This is a genomic window from Pedobacter nutrimenti, assembly GCF_032678445.1.
GTDB lineage: Bacteria > Bacteroidota > Bacteroidia > Sphingobacteriales > Sphingobacteriaceae > Pedobacter > Pedobacter nutrimenti_A.
In genome coordinates this window covers 99,052-116,781 of sequence record NZ_JAVTSQ010000009.1, presented here as the reverse complement: position 1 = coordinate 116,781, position 17,730 = coordinate 99,052, and the positions used below count along the sequence as shown (strand labels likewise).

Sequence of the window (17,730 nt, the reverse complement as noted above, 5' to 3'; positions counted from 1 at the left end):
TCCACAACATTTTTCGCCGTGGAATTCTGGTAAACATAATAAAATTATTTTTTTTACTTCAGCCCATTGGGGTCAAAAAATGAGCTGTTCTATAGAAATTTGACGGGGTTTCTTACGCCCACAATCTCAGAAGACGGGCACAGATTTTAATCCGCCCTTTACGTTCATTAAGGGCGGGTGGCATTCTTGTTTAACTTAATGCTTGACTACATCTGCTTCAGTTTCTCTGATCCTTTTCTGCAGCTCGTCCTTCTCTTCAAAACAAGTGATGAGTTTTCCCTGCAATTCACTAATCGTTGCTTGCTGCTGCTTTAACAAAAGCTCCTGTTTTCTTTCGGTTTCGTCTCGCTGGTCATCTGTTTCTTCAAAAAAGGCACCAGCATTTACTTTAAACAAAATAGCAAGCTGAATAATCCGGGCTGAATTTACGTCGGTAATTCCATTTTCTATTTTCGAAAATGCAGGAACAGAGATCCCGAGAACTTCTGCAAGCTCTCCCTGTGTTTTCCTCGCTTTCAAACGGAAAGTCTTTATTTTTTGGCCTATTTTACTCATAAACAATAGAAGTGTTTTCTAATATAGAAATGAACTTTCTATTTTATACTGTTCATTTAGTTCATTTTCAAATGAACAGCATTTTTGTGTTCTTATCTATTTCCAGGAAGAGCAAATTAGTCTGGGATCAAGGATATTTTGAAAAAAAAGAGCCTGTATCATAAATCATGATCAGGCTCTTTTTCACTTTGTCTCGGTAAAATTATTTCTCAGGAGACAGGACAAGCCTGATGTAATTATCTCCATTCAAATATTTCGCAGCGATATCTTTCAAACCTGATACTGTAACTTTGCCTAGCGCAGCATCATAATCATTAACCTGGGTCAAAGGTTCATTATTGATCAACTGTCCGTTCAAATAGTTTAACCAGAAATTATTCGTCTTCAACCCTGTTTCTCTACTCCTTTGGTCTTCAGCTTTAAATTTATTGATATTTTCCAGTGACGGGCCATTTTTACCTACTTTCTTTACTTCATCCAGTGCAGAAGCAATCAGACGTTCTACATTACCAGGGGCGCAACCAAAAGAAATGACCATACTGAATCTACCTTGAGGATACTTCGAAGTGCTTACTTGTACACTTGGGGTATATACACCACTTTCCTCTTCTCTCAATCGCTCTAACATCCTGATCTCCAAAGTTTCTTTCAAAGCTTCCATTTTCACATCATTTTCATAGCTATAATCGAAAGGCCCGGAAAACACCATATATACAGTTGATTTTTGTTCTGTTCCCTTATATACTGTTTTAGAGATCTTTCCTTCTGGGATATGAATACCTAGATCTTTTGCTTCTTCCTGACGTCCGTTTGAAGGCAAAGAGCCCAGATATTTTTCCAATAATGGTTTTATGGTTGCTTCATCAATACTTCCTACAAAAGTAAAAGTAAGCCCGGAAGCATTAGAGAAACGTTCTTTATAAATGCGCAATGCCTTATCCAGGTCAATTTGGCTTATTTTTTCCAGACTTGGCCCGGTGCGGCGGATATTATAATTACTCAGAACAGCACTTACGGTATCGCTAAATACTTTGTTTGGATCGTCCCCACGATTTGCCAGACCTGATTTTGCGTTAGCGATTAATCCTTTAAAGATTTCCTCATCTTTGCGGGGTTCTGTGAAGTAGCCATAAATCAATTGAAGTGCAGTTTCCAAATCTTTTGGTGTTGTACTGCCATTAAATCCTTGCGTACGCTCCCCAATATAGGGGCCTACGCCCAATTGTTTGCCCGTAAGAAATTTATCCAGCTGGGTCGAGTTGTAATTTCCTACACCACCGGCAGCCACTGCACCAGCAGCGTTGGTTGCGCTTTGAAAATCAGCATCGCTGTACAGGGAAGTTCCTCCTCTTGAGAAGGCATTGAACAGGATCTGGTTATTTTTAAAGTCCGTTTTTTTAAGCAAAACTTTTACTCCGTTACTTAATGTCAGCGTGGTAATCCCCAGAGCTGCATCTTTATCTTCTTTCACAACCTTTCCACCTGCAGGTATTCCAGCAAGTAATGCCAATGTACTTACGTTATCCTTAAATGCTTCCAGTTTTTCCTCATTAACACTTTGTATCCAGCTGAGTGCTTTAGACTCATCCGGCAAAATGGCTTTATCCTTTTCAGGCGCCATAATAACAATGTCCCTATTGATATCCTTAATGTATTCTTTACTTACAGCATTGACTTCCTGAAGGGAAATACCTGGAATAAACCGGGTAACGAGTTCATTTTCTTTCACAATACCAGGTGCAGCATTCTGGTGTAAGAAATATTCAAGGTATTCTTTCACATACGATTCCGACTGTGTTTTGTCTTTCTCTTTTACAGCCGCCTCCATACTGCTCAGGTAATTCTGTTTTGCACGATCCAATTCGGTTTGTGTGAAACCGAACAACTGTGCCCTGCGGCTTTCTCTCCAAACCGCTTTAAAACCTTTCTCCAGCTCTCCGGGTTTAGCTACAACTGTAGCTGCATACATATCCAAACCACCCAACAAATCTTGAATACCTGCCCCACCTTGTAAAAACGGTGGATCAGCTTGCCTGGACAATTCAGTATAGCGTTCATTCAAAATCTGATTAAACAGTCCCTTAACGAGCGAAGCACGATAATCTTCGGCCGTTTTCAGGTCCTGCGCTTTATGCTTAACGAGCACCTGCATCACCGTAGAAGGCATTTCTTTGTCTGTAACAGCGAGGAATTGATTCTTACCTGTTAAGGGTACTGTATATTTTGTTCTTGGCTTCTCTTTGAGAGGATTTTTCAGATCAGAAAATTTTGCTTTAATGGTTTTTTCCATCTCCGCTACATTTATATCTCCAACAACGATGAGGGCTTGTAAATTCGGCCTGTACCAGTCTTTATAATAGCCCTTGATAGTCTCGGGCTTAAAATTCAGCAATACTTGTTCTGTCCCGATCGGAACACGTGAGGCATATCTCGAGTGGTTCAGCAACAATGGAAAAGTCTGTCTCTGCATTCTTTCTGAAGCACCTTTGCCTAAACGCTTTTCTTCCATGATCACACCACGCTCTTTGTTGATTTCTTCTGTCTCCAAAGTGGCCTCCTGGGCCCAGTCGCGCATGATCTGGATACCATTCTTAAGTATTTCCGGATTGTCAGTAGGCAGAGGCAATTGGTATACCGTTTCATCAAAACTGGTATAAGCATTTAAATCTGCACCAAAACGTACACCGGATTTCTGCAGGTAGCTGACCAGTTCGCTTTTAGGGAAATGCTTGGTTCCGTTAAAACTCATGTGTTCCATAAAATGTGCAAGGCCCTGCTGTTCATCTGTTTCCAGAATAGACCCTACTTTATTGGCCAGATACATAACAACCCTATTCTTAGGTTCTGTATTGTGCCGTATATAATAGGTAAATCCATTGGGCAATTTCCCCATGCGTACAGCTGGGTCCAAGGGCAGATTTGATGCGCTTGCTGAACGGGCCTGGTTCGCCTTTAGCGGTTGCCTTAGGGTTTTCATCTGCGCCTGGCCAACAAAAGGCATAAATAAACCAAATGCCACCGCAGCTATAAATAATTTTTGTTTTTTGTAAATCATTTGTGATAATAAGTTGAGCCCTAAAGTTCTATATTTTAGACAATATATTGTTAGCTAACATCAAAAAAAATACGAATGTTTTCGTAGTCAGATCAGCTGTTTTCTTACAGGTATGTTCCAATTTGCTGGTAAAGCTTGTCTTTATCAGCAGGCCGCATAGCATTAGCTTCTACAACCTTACCGTCTTTAATGATCAGATAACGCGGAATGCTATACCCTTTTCCGTCCCAAAACTTGTTCATTAAGTCTTGCCTCAGGGAGTCGGAAGTCCGTATGTGCTTTCCGCTCAGGTCATAATACCGGATCATTTGCTGCCATTGCTGATCGGCCTCTTGCTTATCCATAGAGATATAAAGCATTTCAATTTGATTTGCCTTCAGAAACTTCTTAAGACTGGGATTGTATTCAAACTCTGCTTTGCAGGGGCCACACCAGGTGGCCCACATATCTACATAAACAAGCTTATTCTTAAATCTGGAAAGCACCTCATCAAATGTATTGACATTTGCCAGCAACTCCTGATCTGATTTAAGGGCTATTGCTGCTGTTTTTTGAAAAGCTTGTATTTTTTCAATCAACGGGATTAGGTAGCGAGTATAAGAACTTTTAGGATAAGACTTCTTGAAACGATCAAAAAGTTCGATGAGCTGTGGTTCATACTGATCCTCACTGGCTTCATCATGAATATACCTTGCCTGTAGATATTCCAGCATTTCTCCGCTAAAGTTTTCTGTAAAACCATTATAAGTCTTGTTAAATCTATTCTTCGCATTAAATGCTTCATTATACCTTCCCTCCTTTTGAGCCCGGTACATCAGGTTGTACCAGGTGGTATAATCAAATGCGTAATAATAAAAATCCGGAAAAACCATGGCAGAGGCGTTGAGCGGGTATTTATTATATATGTCTGGCCATTCGGTTTCATAATCCGCTCTAAGTTTTGCTTTATAACGTGGATGGCTTTTGTCTAATGTAGTCAGGTAATATTGAGAAAAGACAACAGTAGCCAGGACAGAGGCGTAGTAATAATCGACATCGGTACGGATGTATTTATAAAAAACCGGGTCAATTGCCCCAATTCTTAATAAAGAATCAAAGGGTTTAATTTCACGTGCTATATCTAATGCAATGGTTTTTTTTATCTCAGCCATTGAACTGTCTATCCTATAATATTGTCCGGCCTTCTGCTGATAAAAAGGATGTGAAATATTTTGCAGCAATTCAATACCTGCTGCGTTTGTTCCTTTGGCTTTAAAGGAGCGTTTGCCCTCGGTTTTTGCTATAAAAATCTCCAGGTTCTTACCTGGTTCCAGAAAAACCAAACTGGATTTCCCATTATTGGTCAGCCTGATCGCCGCCGGAGAAGTCAGGTCATTTATCACGGAGACTTTTCCTTTCGGATCCAGGTTATATGTTTTCTCCGGTTCAAAATAACGAAGACTACTCCCGAGGTACAGAACACGCAGACTGGAATCTGGACTGCCACTAATCGAAACCGTTAATTGCTGTGCATAGATTAAATTACTGCACAAAAGAAAAATCAGCATCAATAATTGTTTCATCACAAATTGCATTAAGTTTATTAAAAGTAAGGATAATCTATTTCTTTTTTTATCATCATTTCCGTTTACTGCCTCGATATAGGCAACTCAATATTTAAAGGTAAATCAGTCTGAATATCCTTAAGCTCAACGATCTTCAATTCATTAACCAGACCTTCCAGACTGTCCAGAAGAGCAGCATCCAAATCTTCAGGAACAGGCTCGCGCCCAATAATGAATCGTCTTGCAGCTATATGAATAAGTTCTGAAACAGTAATTTGCCCATCTGCAAATAAATAAATTTCATGAGGCCAAAAATCCATGATAATCCTTGTTGGCCTGCCATCTAGTTTTGAAACCACATAAATTTCTTCTTCCTTCAACCAGTCCCAGGGTTTTGTACGTACGAAGTACTTATCTTTTAACAAAGAAGATTCAAGGCTTTGAAAATGAGGTACACTCACCTCTTTTCCTTTAAAAAACTTATCCAACATATCAATAAATAAAAATCGTTATAAAATTCAATTCTGTATGACCTTAATACAATCCTCAACGAGCTGAGGACTAGTTAAGTTGAATAATTATTTACGTCAGTTGTAATTTACATCTTTTAGTGGCGCGCAACCTTTTTCATCAAAATGAACTATATTTCGTTTTAATTTGAGTTATAAAGACGACAAATTCGAACGGACTCAAACTACTGGCCATTTTACTTTGCACTCTATTTATAACAGCGCTTAATTCATACCTTTAAAACCGTAAAAATGAATCAGGAAATTTTATTTTCAGAAAGACAAAAATTTAAGCAATGGTGGCTTTTGGCAATTCTATTAAGCATCAATGCTCTTTTTATGTTTGGTGTTTGCAAGCAAGTTATCCTGGGACAACAATTTGGAGATAAACCAATGAGTGATGCCGGGCTTTTAACCATAACAGGTTTATTTTTGCTGGTAACCATTTTGATTTTTACTTCTCGTTTAGACACTGTAATTAAAAGTGACGGCATTTACGTTCGCTTTTTTCCTTTCCATTTAACATTTAAGCATTATAAATGGAACAGTCTAACAACGGTATTCGTTAGACAATACTCCCCCATAGGCGAATACGGGGGTTGGGGACTGAGACTCGGGTTATTTGGAAAGGGAACAGCATTTAATGTTTCGGGTAACAAAGGTTTACAACTTGAATTTAATGATCATAAAAAACTCCTTATAGGAACTAATAAACCTGCAGAATTAACCGAAACTTTGAATAAAATCGGACAATTAAAGCAATGAGAAAAAAAGAAATAATAAAATCAAATTGAACTTCAAAAGTAAAGGTATAGCCATAGAACCAGATGAAATGGAAATTAAAGCTATACTAGTTAGCCAACAAAACCACACTTTAGCCTGCAGGACCCGCAGCACCTGTGCACCGGTACCGCTTTTCTAATTACAGAAGCAAACATAAACCACTAATATTTAACCACCTAGCTCTCAAAGCACTTTATCAGCGTTTGACAGTGATTTTGTCAGTGTTTGACCTACATAGAGGAAAAATTTGTCCATGCACCCCCGTCATTCCCCCCGGTCTGCGCCCAAGAAAATATGTTTTACTGATCCGAGCCTCAGAATCTGTAAGATTCAGCTCGATCAGAAAACATATTTTCAAAGCACGACATTCACGGCTCCTTCGCAGCAGAACCATAACAGAACCACAAAACAGGTACTTTTAGCGAATCTCCTCCCAATCTACCCCAACTCTGGTATGCATCTGCCCCGGCTTCACCATCTATAAAACCCCTCGACCACACACATTAACTCCCTACTTTCCAACATGTTAAAAAAAGTTAAAAGATCTTAAAAGACTTGGCCTGACGAACGAATAACCTTAATTTGGTTAACATATTTACCTGTATGAAAAAATTAATGCTCTCGCTGGCACTCCTTATTGGAGTTTCTTTAGCTCTGCATGCGCAGAACAACAACTATCAGATCAAAGGATTTATAGTTGATACCGCTTATAGTGCAAAACTTGCTAATTCCAGTATATCTATACTCAACGCAAAAGATTCTACCTTGGTTAACTTTGGCTTTGCAGAAAAAAGTGGTTCTTTTACTATAGATCAGCTCTCACCAGGACAGTTCATTTTATTGGTTACTTATCCAGGCTATGCAGATTATGTTGAAAATTTTAAACTCGATTCTACACACCGGGAAAAAGATTTTGAAAAACTCAGCCTAACGCTCATAGCCAACCTGCTCCAAGGTGTGATCATTAAAGGCAAAGCCACCGCTATTAAAATAAAAGGAGACACAACAGAATTTAATGCCTCCAGTTATGTCATACAGCCCAATTCTAAAGTGGAAGACCTGCTCAAGCAGTTACCAGGGATACAGATAGATAAAGACGGAAAGATCACTGCACAAGGCCAAACCGTAAATAAAGTATTGGTTGACGGAGAAGAATTTTTTGGAGATGACCCTACCCTGGTGACCAAAAATATACGTGGCGATATGGTGGATAAAGTACAGCTGTACGATAAAAAAAGTGACCAGGCTGCATTTACAGGTATAGATGATGGACAAAAGACGAAAACGATCAACATCAAATTAAAAGAAGATAAAAAACAGGGTTATTTTGGAAAAGCAGATGCTGGGCTTGGAACCAATAAAAACTATCAGGAGCAGCTTATGTTTAATCTGTTCAAGGCAAAGAAAAAATTCGCTGCCTACGGAATTTTAGGCAATACAGGAGTAACTGGTTTAGGTTGGCGGGACAGCGATAAATATGGAGGTTCCAGCAGTATGGAATTCTCAGATGATGGAGGCTTAATGTTTTACTTTGACGGAGATAATGGACTGGATTCGTTTGATGGCAGGTATGACGGCCAGGGAATACCGCTTGTTAGATCTGGTGGTGTACATTATGACGCAAAATGGAATACCGACAAAGAATCCATTAATGCCAATTACAAAATAGGCTCTATGAATGTGGATGGGACTAAAAATGTGATTTCCCAGAACAATCTTCCTGGCAATGTGATCAAAAGTAATTCTGATGAGTCTTTTAACAATTATGCGTTCCGGCAAAAAGGAGATATAAAGTATGAAGTTAAACTCGACACGCTGTCTTCATTAAAGATTTCGGCAGAGGCTACTTTTAAAAATAGTGAGAAAAACAGCACCTATATCGGTTCGTCCAAAAGAGAAAATGATGTCATGTTAAATGAGAGTAATCGCAGCCTGGATAATAAAAGTGATGAAAAACTCTTTAAAGCAACGGTTTTCTGGAACAGAAAGTTTAAGAAAAAAGGAAGAAGCATATCTGTAAATTTAACGGAAAACATCAGCAATTCAGAAAGTACTGGATTCTTAAAATCTACCAATAAATTTTATGATGATTTGGGGATATTGATACCAGGCAGTACAAAAATTATAGACCAGTATAAAACCAACCGATCTAACACCAATGTATTCAACTCCAATATCACCTATTCTGAACCCATTTCTGCCAGTTTTTCTGCCTTGTTTAACTATGGCTTAGGCATCAATAACAGTTTGCAGGACAGGAAATCGTTCAATCCTTCTGCACCTGGTCAATATACGATATTGGATACCGTATACAGTAACCGTTATCAACTTGACCAGCTGAGCAATCAGTTTGGCTTGATCTTTAATTACAATAAGGGCAAAACCATTATCAATTTTGGAAGCAAGATGACAGCCGTTCAATTTAATCAACTTGATGAATACAGCAATGAAAGCCTGCACCGAAATTTCATCAACTGGAGCCCTCAGGCTTCCTACCAATATAAATTTTCCCAGCAAAAATCGTTACGCTTTTATTATAACGGAAATACCACGCAACCCCGGATAGATCAGATCCAGCCAGTCAGCGTAAATACAGACCCCCTGAACATCACAATGGGCAATCCGAACCTAAAACCCTCATTTACTAACCGTTTTAATGTAGATTATAATTCCTATAAAATTTTGAGTTCTGCTTCTCTCTGGCTTAATGGTTCTTATAGTTTTACCATGAACCCTATAGTGAGCAATGTGACAACGGATCCTGCTGCAGGCAGTTCTACTTACCAGTCTATCAATTTAACCAGCAGGAATACCTCAAATTTTTATTTCTCTGCAAGTTTGAACAACAAAATTAAACCTATTGATCTCAACTTTGGTTTTTATACAAGTGCCAATGGAAATACCTCTTACAATTATTCCAATACGGAACTGAACAGAACAAAATCCTACAATTACTCAGGAGGAATCAATGTTTCCAAATACAAAGAGAAAAAATACAATTTCTACCTAAGCATGGGGCCCAGTTACAATACCAGCGAATCTTCTTTACAGAAAAACTTAAACGACAACGGCTGGGGATTTAAAGGTAGTTCTTCCTTTACCATCTATCTTCCTTTAAAACTAGAGGTGGGTTCGAATGGAAATTATGAATTTAGAGGAAAAACAGAGTCTTTTAACGAAGACTTTAGCCGCTTTATCTGGAATGCCTCGATCACCAAAAAGTTTTTCAAAGAAGAAAATCTGCGCCTGTCCATTTCCGGACTAGATCTGTTGAACCAGAATACTGGTTTTAACCGCAGCGCTTATGGCAACATGATCACTCAAACCAATTATACCACTATAAAACGATATTTCCTGTGCTCCCTGACTTGGGACTTTAACAAAATGGGAGGCGGAAAAACGCAAAAATAATGAAGATGAAACTAATCTATATCGCTATAATGATCTTGCCGCTTTGTTTTGGAAACAAACTGGCAGCACAAAATGCCCGGTTTATTCATCAGGGGGTTATTGAATATGAAAAAAAGGTAAACATGTATGCCCTGATCAAAAAGAATATGGGCAAAACACCCAGTAGCTTTTATGAACAAGCTTTTGATGCTTTTAAGAGAAGTCAACCTCAATTTAAGCAGTTGAAAAGTGTATTGAATTTTTCAGACCAAAAAACGCTGTTCACTCCGGTTGACTCTAAAACTGCATCACAAGGATCCTTTTTTGGTGATGAACCCTCCACTCTTCAGGGTAACATCATTTATAATGATTTATCGGCAAAAACAAGCACCATACAAAAAAAGGTGTATGAAGAGACTTTTTTAATTAAGGATAAGACCAGAAAGTTTACCTGGAAAATTACCGATGAGAAACGTGACATTCTGGGATACAGCTGCAGAAGAGCCAATGGTATTATGATGGATTCTATCTATGTGGTTGCATTTTATACAGATAAAATCCCCGTTCCCGGTGGGCCGGAATCATTTTCCGGACTTCCGGGAATGATTCTCGGCATAGCTTTACCACATGAAAACATCACCTGGTTTGCAACCAAGATTAGCGATATACCTGTATCTCCAGAGGCCATCAAGCCACCGGCTAAAGGTAAAACGATGGATATTGAAGGTTTTAAGACCTTTTTAGGTACCGCGTTAAAGAACTGGGGCGATTATGCTAAAGCAGCCATGAAAGGTTTCATGATGTAGAAAAGTCGCATTTTTCTTGTAATCTCCGATTTTTTTTAGATTCTTTACCTTGAACATGAATTTATTAATCGTAGAAGATGAACCAAATGTGGTCTCGGTAATTTCCCGGGGCCTTACCGGTGAGGGATTTTCGGTCAGTGTAGCACCCGACGGACTGATTGGTGCCCAGATGGCTAAGAATAATGCTTTCGATTTGATTATTCTCGACATCATGTTACCGGGTATCAACGGCCTTGAACTCTGCAAAATCATTAAAAACGAAAAGCCTGATGTCCCCATTATTATGCTCACTGCTCTGGGTACAACAGAGAATATTGTGACGGGCCTGGACAATGGTGCCGATGACTATATTGTTAAACCTTTTAAATTTGAAGAACTCTTTGCCCGCATCAGGATGTTGCTCAGACGTTACAGCGGGATCGTAAATAGTGACCAGATCATAAACATCGCGGATCTGTATATCAATGTAACAGCAAAAACCGTGAGGAGAAATGATGTAGAGATCATCTTAACCGCTACGGAGTATCGTTTACTGGAATTTATGGCCAAGAACAAGTCTAAAATCCTGTCCAGGATAGATATATTGGAAAGTGTTTGGGACATCGACTTTAACCTGGGCACTAATGTGGTGGATGTATATGTAAACTACCTTAGAAAAAAAATAGATAAGCCTTCTGATCAGAAATTGATCCATACAGTTGTTGGTTTAGGTTATGTTGTAAAAGATAAATAATGCAGATCGCCAAGAAAATCACCTTATTGTTTGCCATCTTATCAGCCATTATTATTTCATTGCTAAGTGGTTTTGTTTGGTATTTTTCTAATGAATTTGCCTTTGAAGATTTTTACAAACGGCTGGAAGCAAGGGTCAATATTGCTGCGCAGATTAAACTTTATGACGATGGCAATAATGAGGCCTATGCTAAAATCAGGAACCGCTATCTGGAACGGCTACCTTCGGAAAAAGAATATGTTCAAAAGGCTGACAAAGGCAACAGGGGTACAATTAAAACAGATTTAGACCTCCCTGCCAGCTTCTATGACCAAATCAATTCTGGCAAGATGGCACGTTACCGCGTGGAAAATCATTTTTATGCAGGTAAATATTTCCAGGGGCCGGGTCAGGGCTATATCGTCATCATCTCTGCCAACGACCCATTTGGCTTCAGGGAGTTAAAATATCTTCAAAAAATATTACTTGCCGGCTTTCTTTTGTCTATTGTCTTATCCTTTGTGGTGGGATGGAAATTCTCTGATTATATGCTCAGGCCTCTGCGTAACATTATAAAAAGCGTGAAAAAGATCAAAGCAGAAAATCTCCATCTTCGTTTAGATATTAAAAATGGAGGCGATGAGATGACCCAGCTTGCACAGACTTTTAACAACATGCTCAACCGGCTGGAAACGGCATTTGAGACCCAGAACAATTTTATCAGCAATGCTTCCCATGAGCTCCGGACCCCCATAACCATTATCAGCGGAGAAGTAGAATTGGCCTTGCAGACCAATACAGATCCTCTTCAGCAAACTGCATTATTGAAGATAAAAGACGAAACAGAAAGACTTGGACATATCCTCACCAGCCTGCTGGGTTTGGCCCAGTCAGGTTTCAATGGTAAGAACCAGCCCTGGGAAGATGTGAGAATGGATGAGATGCTTTGGGAAATTAAAGCATCCGTTGGCCAGGTCTATCCTAAAAGCAAAATAGAAATTGATTTCAGTAAACTGCCCGATAGCGAAGAACAATTGAATATACGGGCAAACAGAAACCTGATTAAGCTGGCCATTAGTAACATTGTAAGCAACGCCTGCAAATACTCCAACCATCAAACCGTAAACCTAAGTATTGAAAGCAAGGCCAATAAACTTTCCATAGCGGTTATAGATAAAGGAATCGGTATACCTGAAGGTGATGTACAGCATATTTTTGAGCCCTTTTTCAGGGCTTCGAATACAAATGATTATGAAGGCTATGGTGTAGGCCTTCCACTTTCTTTGAATATCATCCGCTTGCATCAGGGTAGTATCGCGATCAAATCCACGGTAATGGAGGGTACAGAGATCAAAGTGCTCCTTCCCTTAAAATAAGGAGCATTATTTAAATTCTAATGCGGTTCTAATCTCACTCTTATCCGGTTGTAATGCATCTGGCCTAATCTTGTATTAAATCATTATTCATTTAACATTCAAGATTATGAAAACAGTATTGGTACCGACAGATTTTAATCCCGAAAGCACAAAGATCATTGATGCCCTAGTGGTAAATCTAAAAAATGAACCGTTAAAAATCATTTTTCTACACGCTTTCAAGTTATCGGATTCGATAACAGATATGCTCATGCTGAGCAGGAGAAACCGGGATTACGAAAATGTGAATGATGAGTTTTATACACAACTCCGTCAGTATAAAGAAAAGTATGCAGATCATAGTTTCAGGATAGAATATTTCTACGGCAGTACAGCTGTTGCTTTTAGAAATTTCACGGAAGCACTGGAAGTGGATTGTATTGCCTATCCCCGACACTACGATTTCAAAAAAATCAATAAATATAGCATTGATCCAAAATTCCTGACAGAACGCACGGACTGTAAAGTGATTTCATTGGATATATATGCTATCCCTGAACAGACTTATGGTAGGGAAACCTTAATGGATTCCAAAATACACGAGCCTCAGTTGCAAACCTCTCCTGTATAATTTATACACCTATTAAAAAAGATTACTATGCTGTTAAAAAACAATATTCCGCTGACTTATATTTTTGGAAAGATAAAAAAGGAACTCATTTTTGTGATTGCCTATTCTATAGGCATTGTTGTCCTTTATCAGAATTTCCATGTTACACGCATTACGATTCCTGTGGCTGTACCGGCACTATTAGGTACAATTATATCGCTGTTGCTTGCCTTCAGATCCAACCAGGCTTATGACCGCTGGTGGGAAGCCCGGATCCTGTGGGGAGCTATTGTGAATGATTCCAGAAGCTTGTCCAGACAGATCCTTTATTTTGTTGAAAACCCTTATGACCTGGAGGAAGTAGAAATCTTTAAGAGTCGTTTTGTGAAACGGCAAATTGCCTGGTGTTATGCGTTGAGCCAATCTTTAAGAAACCATCGTGCAGACAAAGGTCTGGAGCGTTACCTGACCAAGGAGGAGATGCAGTTCATCAAAAACAAAAATGTTTTGGTGGCCTTGCTCGAACTTCACGCTATCGATCTTAAAAGGGCTTTAAATGAGGGCTGGATCAATAAATATCAGCAAATTGAAATCGACAAGACATTAAATGCATTGTGCAACCATATGGGTGGCTGTGAGCGGATAAAGAACACCGTATTTCCGGTTACCTACAGCAAATATATTAATATGTCGATACACCTGTTTATTATTCTATTGCCCTTTGGTCTGATTGAATATTTTGGTTACGTTGAAATTCCTGTGGTGATTGCTATTGCTGCTTTCTTCTTACTGGTAGAAAAAATGGCAGTGCATCTTCAGGATCCTTTTGAAAACAAACCTACTGATACGCCAACGACCACTATTTGCCGGGTTATAGAACGGGATTTATGTCAGATGCTGGACGACAACAAGTTATACGAAGACCGCCCTCAAACAGAAATGGCACCGGTAGGTTCCTACTATATTCTTTAAATACAGATTGATATATCAAAATGTGAATTACGCGGTCTTCAGGCCTGAAGACCGCATAATTCACATGACTAGGCCCCAAATTGTCTTAAGTGGTGATCCGTGTGCTTATACGATAAATATCCTGTTTGTTCTTTAGTCACCTTCCCGAAAAACGGGTGCAAAAAATCATCGCTTGAATAATGTGCATGTCCCTCAAGCAGTGAAATCCATTTTTTTCTTTCAGAAGCCAGATCACCATTGTTGTCGGTTATTTTAAATTCCGGACTGGTAGGAGTATTACGTCTCAACGGGTTATCATCTTTAGTTAAATCTTTCAAAGCTATTTTGCCAAATATCCGCCCGATCAAGGATCGTTTAAAAGGTACTCTGCCCAATGCCATTTCTTCCCATAGCCTGCAATGTTTTACCATCTGGTACACATTCATCTTGCCCCATTGAGGTTTACTGTCTTCGTGGAGCAAATTGATCCTGTAGATCAATTCATCTCTTGTGCTTTTATCAAATACGGTTTTCATCGCCAAAGTTATTAATGGGTTGCAAAGAGAAAAAATTCCCTGAATCATCTTTGAACAGCGCTTCTGTTCCATAAAATTCCTTGGTAGGTGCTTTAATAAATTCAACACCCTTGGATTTTAATTCTTCATAGGTTGCAAAAATGTCATTACAGGTTAAAACTCCGCAACCAAATATTCCCTTTTTGATCAGGTCAATTAAGTTATCAGCGATTTCTTTTGGAAACATTTTGCTCACTGTAACCGGAAACAAGACCAATTGTAAATCGGGTTGTTCTGGTGGAGAGACGGTAAGCCAGCGGGTTCCTGGTCCCATTTGGATATCATCCACAAGTTTAAAACCTAATTTATTTACATAGAAATCATAAGCACTATCCTGGTTGATGACATGGATGTTTGTGATGGTCATTTTTGTAATCATAGCTGTTGCGATTTAGTATTAAATATAACACAAATCTCAGCAATGATTTAATCATTGGCTTCTTCAAAATTGCTATTTTCAATCCAGCCATGCTGATATGCATAACAACCTGGCACAAAGGAAAGCGGTGCAAGACTGATCTTCCTTTTGGTTTGCTGATGCTTCATTAAATATGCCGATGGAGAGGTTCCAATGACTTTTGAAAACAGGCCACTGAAAGAAGAAACACTGTCAAAACCAACAAAAAAACAGGTTTCAGAAACGGAAACTTCATTTTTCAGTAGTTCTTTCGCTTTCTCAATCCTCACATATTTTAAATATTGATGAGGTGTTTTCCCATACACAGACTTGAAGAGACGGATAAAATGAAATTTAGAGAAATAAGCCTCATCTGAAATATTACCAAGATCTATTTTATCAGCATAGTTATTGTCAATGAATAGTTTAGCCTGAACTATTCTTCTGTACAAATAAACTTTTGGGTATTGTTCTGCTGTCATTTTAATCTGTACATTTCCTGAGGGTATTCATGCAATATACAAAAAATGCGGCATAGTATTGCACACTAGCTACCATGCCGCATAAGGCCTAATTTTTAGCGCCCTTAAGCAGGAGTTCTATTTCTACAGCCAGTTTTTTCTGCAGGATCTCTCCCTCAAATCCAATGGTTCTGAACTGCGTCAGACCTTTCTGATCCAATAGAACGATAGTTGGAATTAGGGTAAACCCTACCTTATCCCCTACGTTCTTATCGGTATTGTAATACACCGGGAAAGTATATTGGCTGTTCTGGCCGGCCCATTTTTTTGCATCAGCCAGGGTATTGTTGGCACCGCTGTTCACCACCATAAACATGACATCGGGGTTGTCCTTATATTTCTGATATACTTTATGAAAATAGGGCATTTCCTGCATACAAGGTACACACCAGGTGGCCCAGAAATCCAGTATGACAATCTTTCCCTTCATCATTTCTGGTGTAACGGCTTTACCTTCCAGGTCTGTGATACCGGATAACTCCGGTCCTGGTTTGTTCATCAATTGCTTTTTAAGTTTTTCTCTTAACTGCGCAAGTTCCAGTTTTTCTAATTCACTTACCTTGGCTTCAAATTCTGCTGAGGAACTATTGAATTTCATGAAATTGATCTTTGCTTGTTTCAAAACCACAGTATCGGTTGGGTTCTTCAGCAACAACTTCCACAGGGCATCAAAGGCTTTCTGGTGTTGGCCGGTTTGCTCATAAACCGCAGCTGAATTTAGAATACCTTCTCTCCCATTACTTTGGTTTAATGCTTCGGCAGTATATTTTAAAGAAGAAACGCTGTTACCCTGATACAATTTATTTAATGCAATTAAGGAAAGCAAGGCTGATTTGGCTTCCGCAACCACTTTAACTCTCACACTATCAGCAACGTAGGACGGGATATATCCAAATTCAGGAAAATACCGGATGATGCCCACGGGCCATTGCGCTACCCTATCAAGGGATTTGCGGGCATATTGAATAGCGTGTTCAGGGGCAATTTTGCGCTCCGTTAGTTTTTCTGCTATATCTTTTAAAGTTTGTGGGGTTTGAGGGGTATTTTTAGTGACCAAACGGGCGGCATGAGTCAAAGCCTTTACAGAATCGCCCGCAGAGGCATACAGATCAAACAATAAAGAGTGGATATTGGTGGAACCCTCTCCACCAGATTGATCGCCTGTTTTCAGCAGGGTTTCCAGTTTATGGATCTTCTCTTCTGGATCTTTTTCTTTGGCAATCAGATCAGCGCGAAGATCTTTGCCCAGGTCAGAATTAGGATATCTCTCCCGAATTACTTTTCTGACCGAGTCTAACCGGCTTTTCTCTCCAATCATCAGGTATCCCATGGTTACCAGATTTACATTTCCAATAGTTGTAGGGTCGGCTTTAAATTTGGCAGCAATGATTTTCCTGGCTTCATTTCTGTATTTAAGTTTTTCTGTAGGATTTTTGGAAAGGTTGATTCTGGTGTTCAGCCGCGCAATTTTAGCTTCGTAATTATTGGGATAATTTTTAAGCTCTTTTTCCAGCAATGCAATTTTTAGTGTTGCGATATCCGCTGATTTGGGCATCTGGGCGGTTAGACTATAGGCTTCGTGAAGTAAACCACTTTCCACCCTCTTACCTCCTTTATATACTGGTATTTCAAAATGCTTTTGTTCTGATGGTTTTTCTACAACATCACCGCTCTGGATATAAAAGGTGGCATAAGTTGCATAACGCTGCAAAACGAAAGAGGCTACCCAATCCTCTCCTTTTTTAACCATCGGCATTTTCCAGGGCAGTTCGTAAAAAGTTGAATAGGTAAAAACGATATTCACCTCCGTTGCTGTTTTGCTGATCTTAGCTCCGGCAACAGCGGTATGATAGGTAATGGTCACTTTCTCCCCCCTTTCGGGTTGTTCAGGACTCACATCGAGAACCTGAGCTTGTACTTGCCAGCTGGCAAGTACAAGTAAGATCAGGATATATATTCTTTTCATT

15 protein-coding genes are annotated in these 17,730 nt (G+C 39.3%); 7 read left to right on the top strand and 8 right to left on the bottom strand.

Going from position 1 to position 17,730, the window contains the following annotated elements; genetic code table 11:
- Positions 1-195: 195 nt before the first annotated feature.
- The 4 genes from R2S08_RS17270 to R2S08_RS17255 all read right to left on the bottom strand — a co-directional run bounded on the left by R2S08_RS17270 (position 196) and on the right by R2S08_RS17255 (position 5,645).
- Positions 196-555, bottom strand: a complete 360-nt coding sequence (locus R2S08_RS17270) for a helix-turn-helix domain-containing protein (RefSeq protein ID WP_133780008.1) — start codon at positions 553-555, stop codon at positions 196-198.
- A 202-nt stretch (positions 556-757) separates the two neighbouring features.
- The gene (locus R2S08_RS17265; protein ID WP_316836307.1) at positions 758-3,610 is read right to left on the bottom strand and encodes a M16 family metallopeptidase; all 2,853 of its coding nucleotides are present in this window, start codon (positions 3,608-3,610) and stop codon (positions 758-760) included.
- A gap of 104 nt (positions 3,611-3,714) precedes the next feature.
- Positions 3,715-5,172, bottom strand: coding sequence for a TlpA disulfide reductase family protein (locus R2S08_RS17260; protein ID WP_316836306.1), 1,458 nt, complete (start codon positions 5,170-5,172; stop codon positions 3,715-3,717).
- Between the two features lie 65 nt (positions 5,173-5,237).
- Positions 5,238-5,645 carry a hypothetical protein gene (locus R2S08_RS17255; protein WP_316836305.1) on the bottom strand — a complete coding sequence of 136 codons (408 nt, stop codon included), beginning with the start codon at positions 5,643-5,645 and terminating at the stop codon, positions 5,238-5,240.
- A gap of 270 nt (positions 5,646-5,915) precedes the next feature.
- On the opposite strand from R2S08_RS17255, the gene R2S08_RS17250 reads away from it, so the two are divergent.
- The 7 genes from R2S08_RS17250 (at position 5,916) to R2S08_RS17220 (ending at position 14,291) form a co-directional block, all read left to right on the top strand.
- Entirely contained in the window at positions 5,916-6,428 is a 513-nt protein-coding gene (locus R2S08_RS17250) for a hypothetical protein (protein WP_316836304.1), read from the top strand.
- 621 nt (positions 6,429-7,049) lie between these two features.
- Complete coding sequence (locus R2S08_RS17245; RefSeq protein ID WP_316836303.1) at positions 7,050-9,857, top strand: TonB-dependent receptor; 2,808 nt, start codon at positions 7,050-7,052, stop codon at positions 9,855-9,857.
- Positions 9,857-10,642: a GLPGLI family protein gene (locus tag R2S08_RS17240; protein ID WP_316836302.1), complete on the top strand. Its 786-nt coding sequence runs from the start codon at positions 9,857-9,859 to the stop codon at positions 10,640-10,642. The genes R2S08_RS17245 and R2S08_RS17240 overlap by 1 nt, the downstream gene beginning before the upstream one ends.
- 55 nt (positions 10,643-10,697) lie before the next feature.
- Positions 10,698-11,375, top strand: coding sequence for a response regulator transcription factor (locus tag R2S08_RS17235; protein ID WP_316836301.1), 678 nt, complete (start codon positions 10,698-10,700; stop codon positions 11,373-11,375).
- Positions 11,375-12,730: a HAMP domain-containing sensor histidine kinase gene (locus tag R2S08_RS17230; protein ID WP_316836300.1), complete on the top strand. Its 1,356-nt coding sequence runs from the start codon at positions 11,375-11,377 to the stop codon at positions 12,728-12,730. Before R2S08_RS17235 ends, R2S08_RS17230 begins: the two co-directional genes overlap by 1 nt.
- A 106-nt stretch (positions 12,731-12,836) precedes the next feature.
- Positions 12,837-13,340: a hypothetical protein gene (locus R2S08_RS17225; RefSeq protein ID WP_316836299.1), complete on the top strand. Its 504-nt coding sequence runs from the start codon at positions 12,837-12,839 to the stop codon at positions 13,338-13,340.
- Between the two features lie 27 nt (positions 13,341-13,367).
- Positions 13,368-14,291 carry a bestrophin family protein gene (locus R2S08_RS17220; protein ID WP_108552621.1) on the top strand — a complete coding sequence of 308 codons (924 nt, stop codon included), beginning with the start codon at positions 13,368-13,370 and terminating at the stop codon, positions 14,289-14,291.
- Between the two features lie 68 nt (positions 14,292-14,359).
- Here the strand turns inward: R2S08_RS17220 and R2S08_RS17215 are convergent, their stop codons facing one another.
- The 4 genes from R2S08_RS17215 to R2S08_RS17200 all read right to left on the bottom strand — a co-directional run bounded on the left by R2S08_RS17215 (position 14,360) and on the right by R2S08_RS17200 (position 17,729).
- A complete protein-coding gene (locus R2S08_RS17215) occupies positions 14,360-14,806 on the bottom strand; it encodes a DUF1569 domain-containing protein (RefSeq protein WP_316836298.1) in 447 nt (148 codons plus the stop codon).
- Complete coding sequence (locus R2S08_RS17210) at positions 14,790-15,224, bottom strand: VOC family protein (RefSeq protein ID WP_316836297.1); 435 nt, start codon at positions 15,222-15,224, stop codon at positions 14,790-14,792. The genes R2S08_RS17215 and R2S08_RS17210 overlap by 17 nt, the downstream gene beginning before the upstream one ends.
- A 47-nt stretch (positions 15,225-15,271) precedes the next feature.
- Positions 15,272-15,724: an AraC family transcriptional regulator gene (locus R2S08_RS17205; protein WP_316836296.1), complete on the bottom strand. Its 453-nt coding sequence runs from the start codon at positions 15,722-15,724 to the stop codon at positions 15,272-15,274.
- Positions 15,725-15,812: 88 nt separating this feature from the next.
- Positions 15,813-17,729, bottom strand: coding sequence for a TlpA disulfide reductase family protein (locus tag R2S08_RS17200; protein ID WP_316836295.1), 1,917 nt, complete (start codon positions 17,727-17,729; stop codon positions 15,813-15,815).
- Position 17,730: the final 1 nt, after the last annotated feature.

Excerpts from the sequence above, each read along its gene's own strand:
- R2S08_RS17270 (WP_133780008.1), bottom strand. The coding sequence starts at position 555 with ATGAGTAAAATAGGCCAAAAAATAAAGACTTTCCGTTTGAAAGCGAGG.
- R2S08_RS17265 (WP_316836307.1), bottom strand. The coding sequence starts at position 3,610 with ATGATTTACAAAAAACAAAAATTATTTATAGCTGCGGTGGCATTTGGT.
- R2S08_RS17260 (WP_316836306.1), bottom strand. The coding sequence starts at position 5,172 with ATGAAACAATTATTGATGCTGATTTTTCTTTTGTGCAGTAATTTAATC.
- R2S08_RS17255 (WP_316836305.1), bottom strand. The coding sequence starts at position 5,645 with ATGTTGGATAAGTTTTTTAAAGGAAAAGAGGTGAGTGTACCTCATTTT.
- R2S08_RS17250 (WP_316836304.1), top strand. The coding sequence starts at position 5,916 with ATGAATCAGGAAATTTTATTTTCAGAAAGACAAAAATTTAAGCAATGG.
- R2S08_RS17245 (WP_316836303.1), top strand. The coding sequence starts at position 7,050 with ATGAAAAAATTAATGCTCTCGCTGGCACTCCTTATTGGAGTTTCTTTA.
- R2S08_RS17240 (WP_316836302.1), top strand. The coding sequence starts at position 9,857 with ATGAAGATGAAACTAATCTATATCGCTATAATGATCTTGCCGCTTTGT.
- R2S08_RS17235 (WP_316836301.1), top strand. The coding sequence starts at position 10,698 with ATGAATTTATTAATCGTAGAAGATGAACCAAATGTGGTCTCGGTAATT.
- R2S08_RS17230 (WP_316836300.1), top strand. The coding sequence starts at position 11,375 with ATGCAGATCGCCAAGAAAATCACCTTATTGTTTGCCATCTTATCAGCC.
- R2S08_RS17225 (WP_316836299.1), top strand. The coding sequence starts at position 12,837 with ATGAAAACAGTATTGGTACCGACAGATTTTAATCCCGAAAGCACAAAG.
- R2S08_RS17220 (WP_108552621.1), top strand. The coding sequence starts at position 13,368 with ATGCTGTTAAAAAACAATATTCCGCTGACTTATATTTTTGGAAAGATA.
- R2S08_RS17215 (WP_316836298.1), bottom strand. The coding sequence starts at position 14,806 with ATGAAAACCGTATTTGATAAAAGCACAAGAGATGAATTGATCTACAGG.
- R2S08_RS17210 (WP_316836297.1), bottom strand. The coding sequence starts at position 15,224 with ATGATTACAAAAATGACCATCACAAACATCCATGTCATCAACCAGGAT.
- R2S08_RS17205 (WP_316836296.1), bottom strand. The coding sequence starts at position 15,724 with ATGACAGCAGAACAATACCCAAAAGTTTATTTGTACAGAAGAATAGTT.
- R2S08_RS17200 (WP_316836295.1), bottom strand. The coding sequence starts at position 17,729 with ATGAAAAGAATATATATCCTGATCTTACTTGTACTTGCCAGCTGGCAA.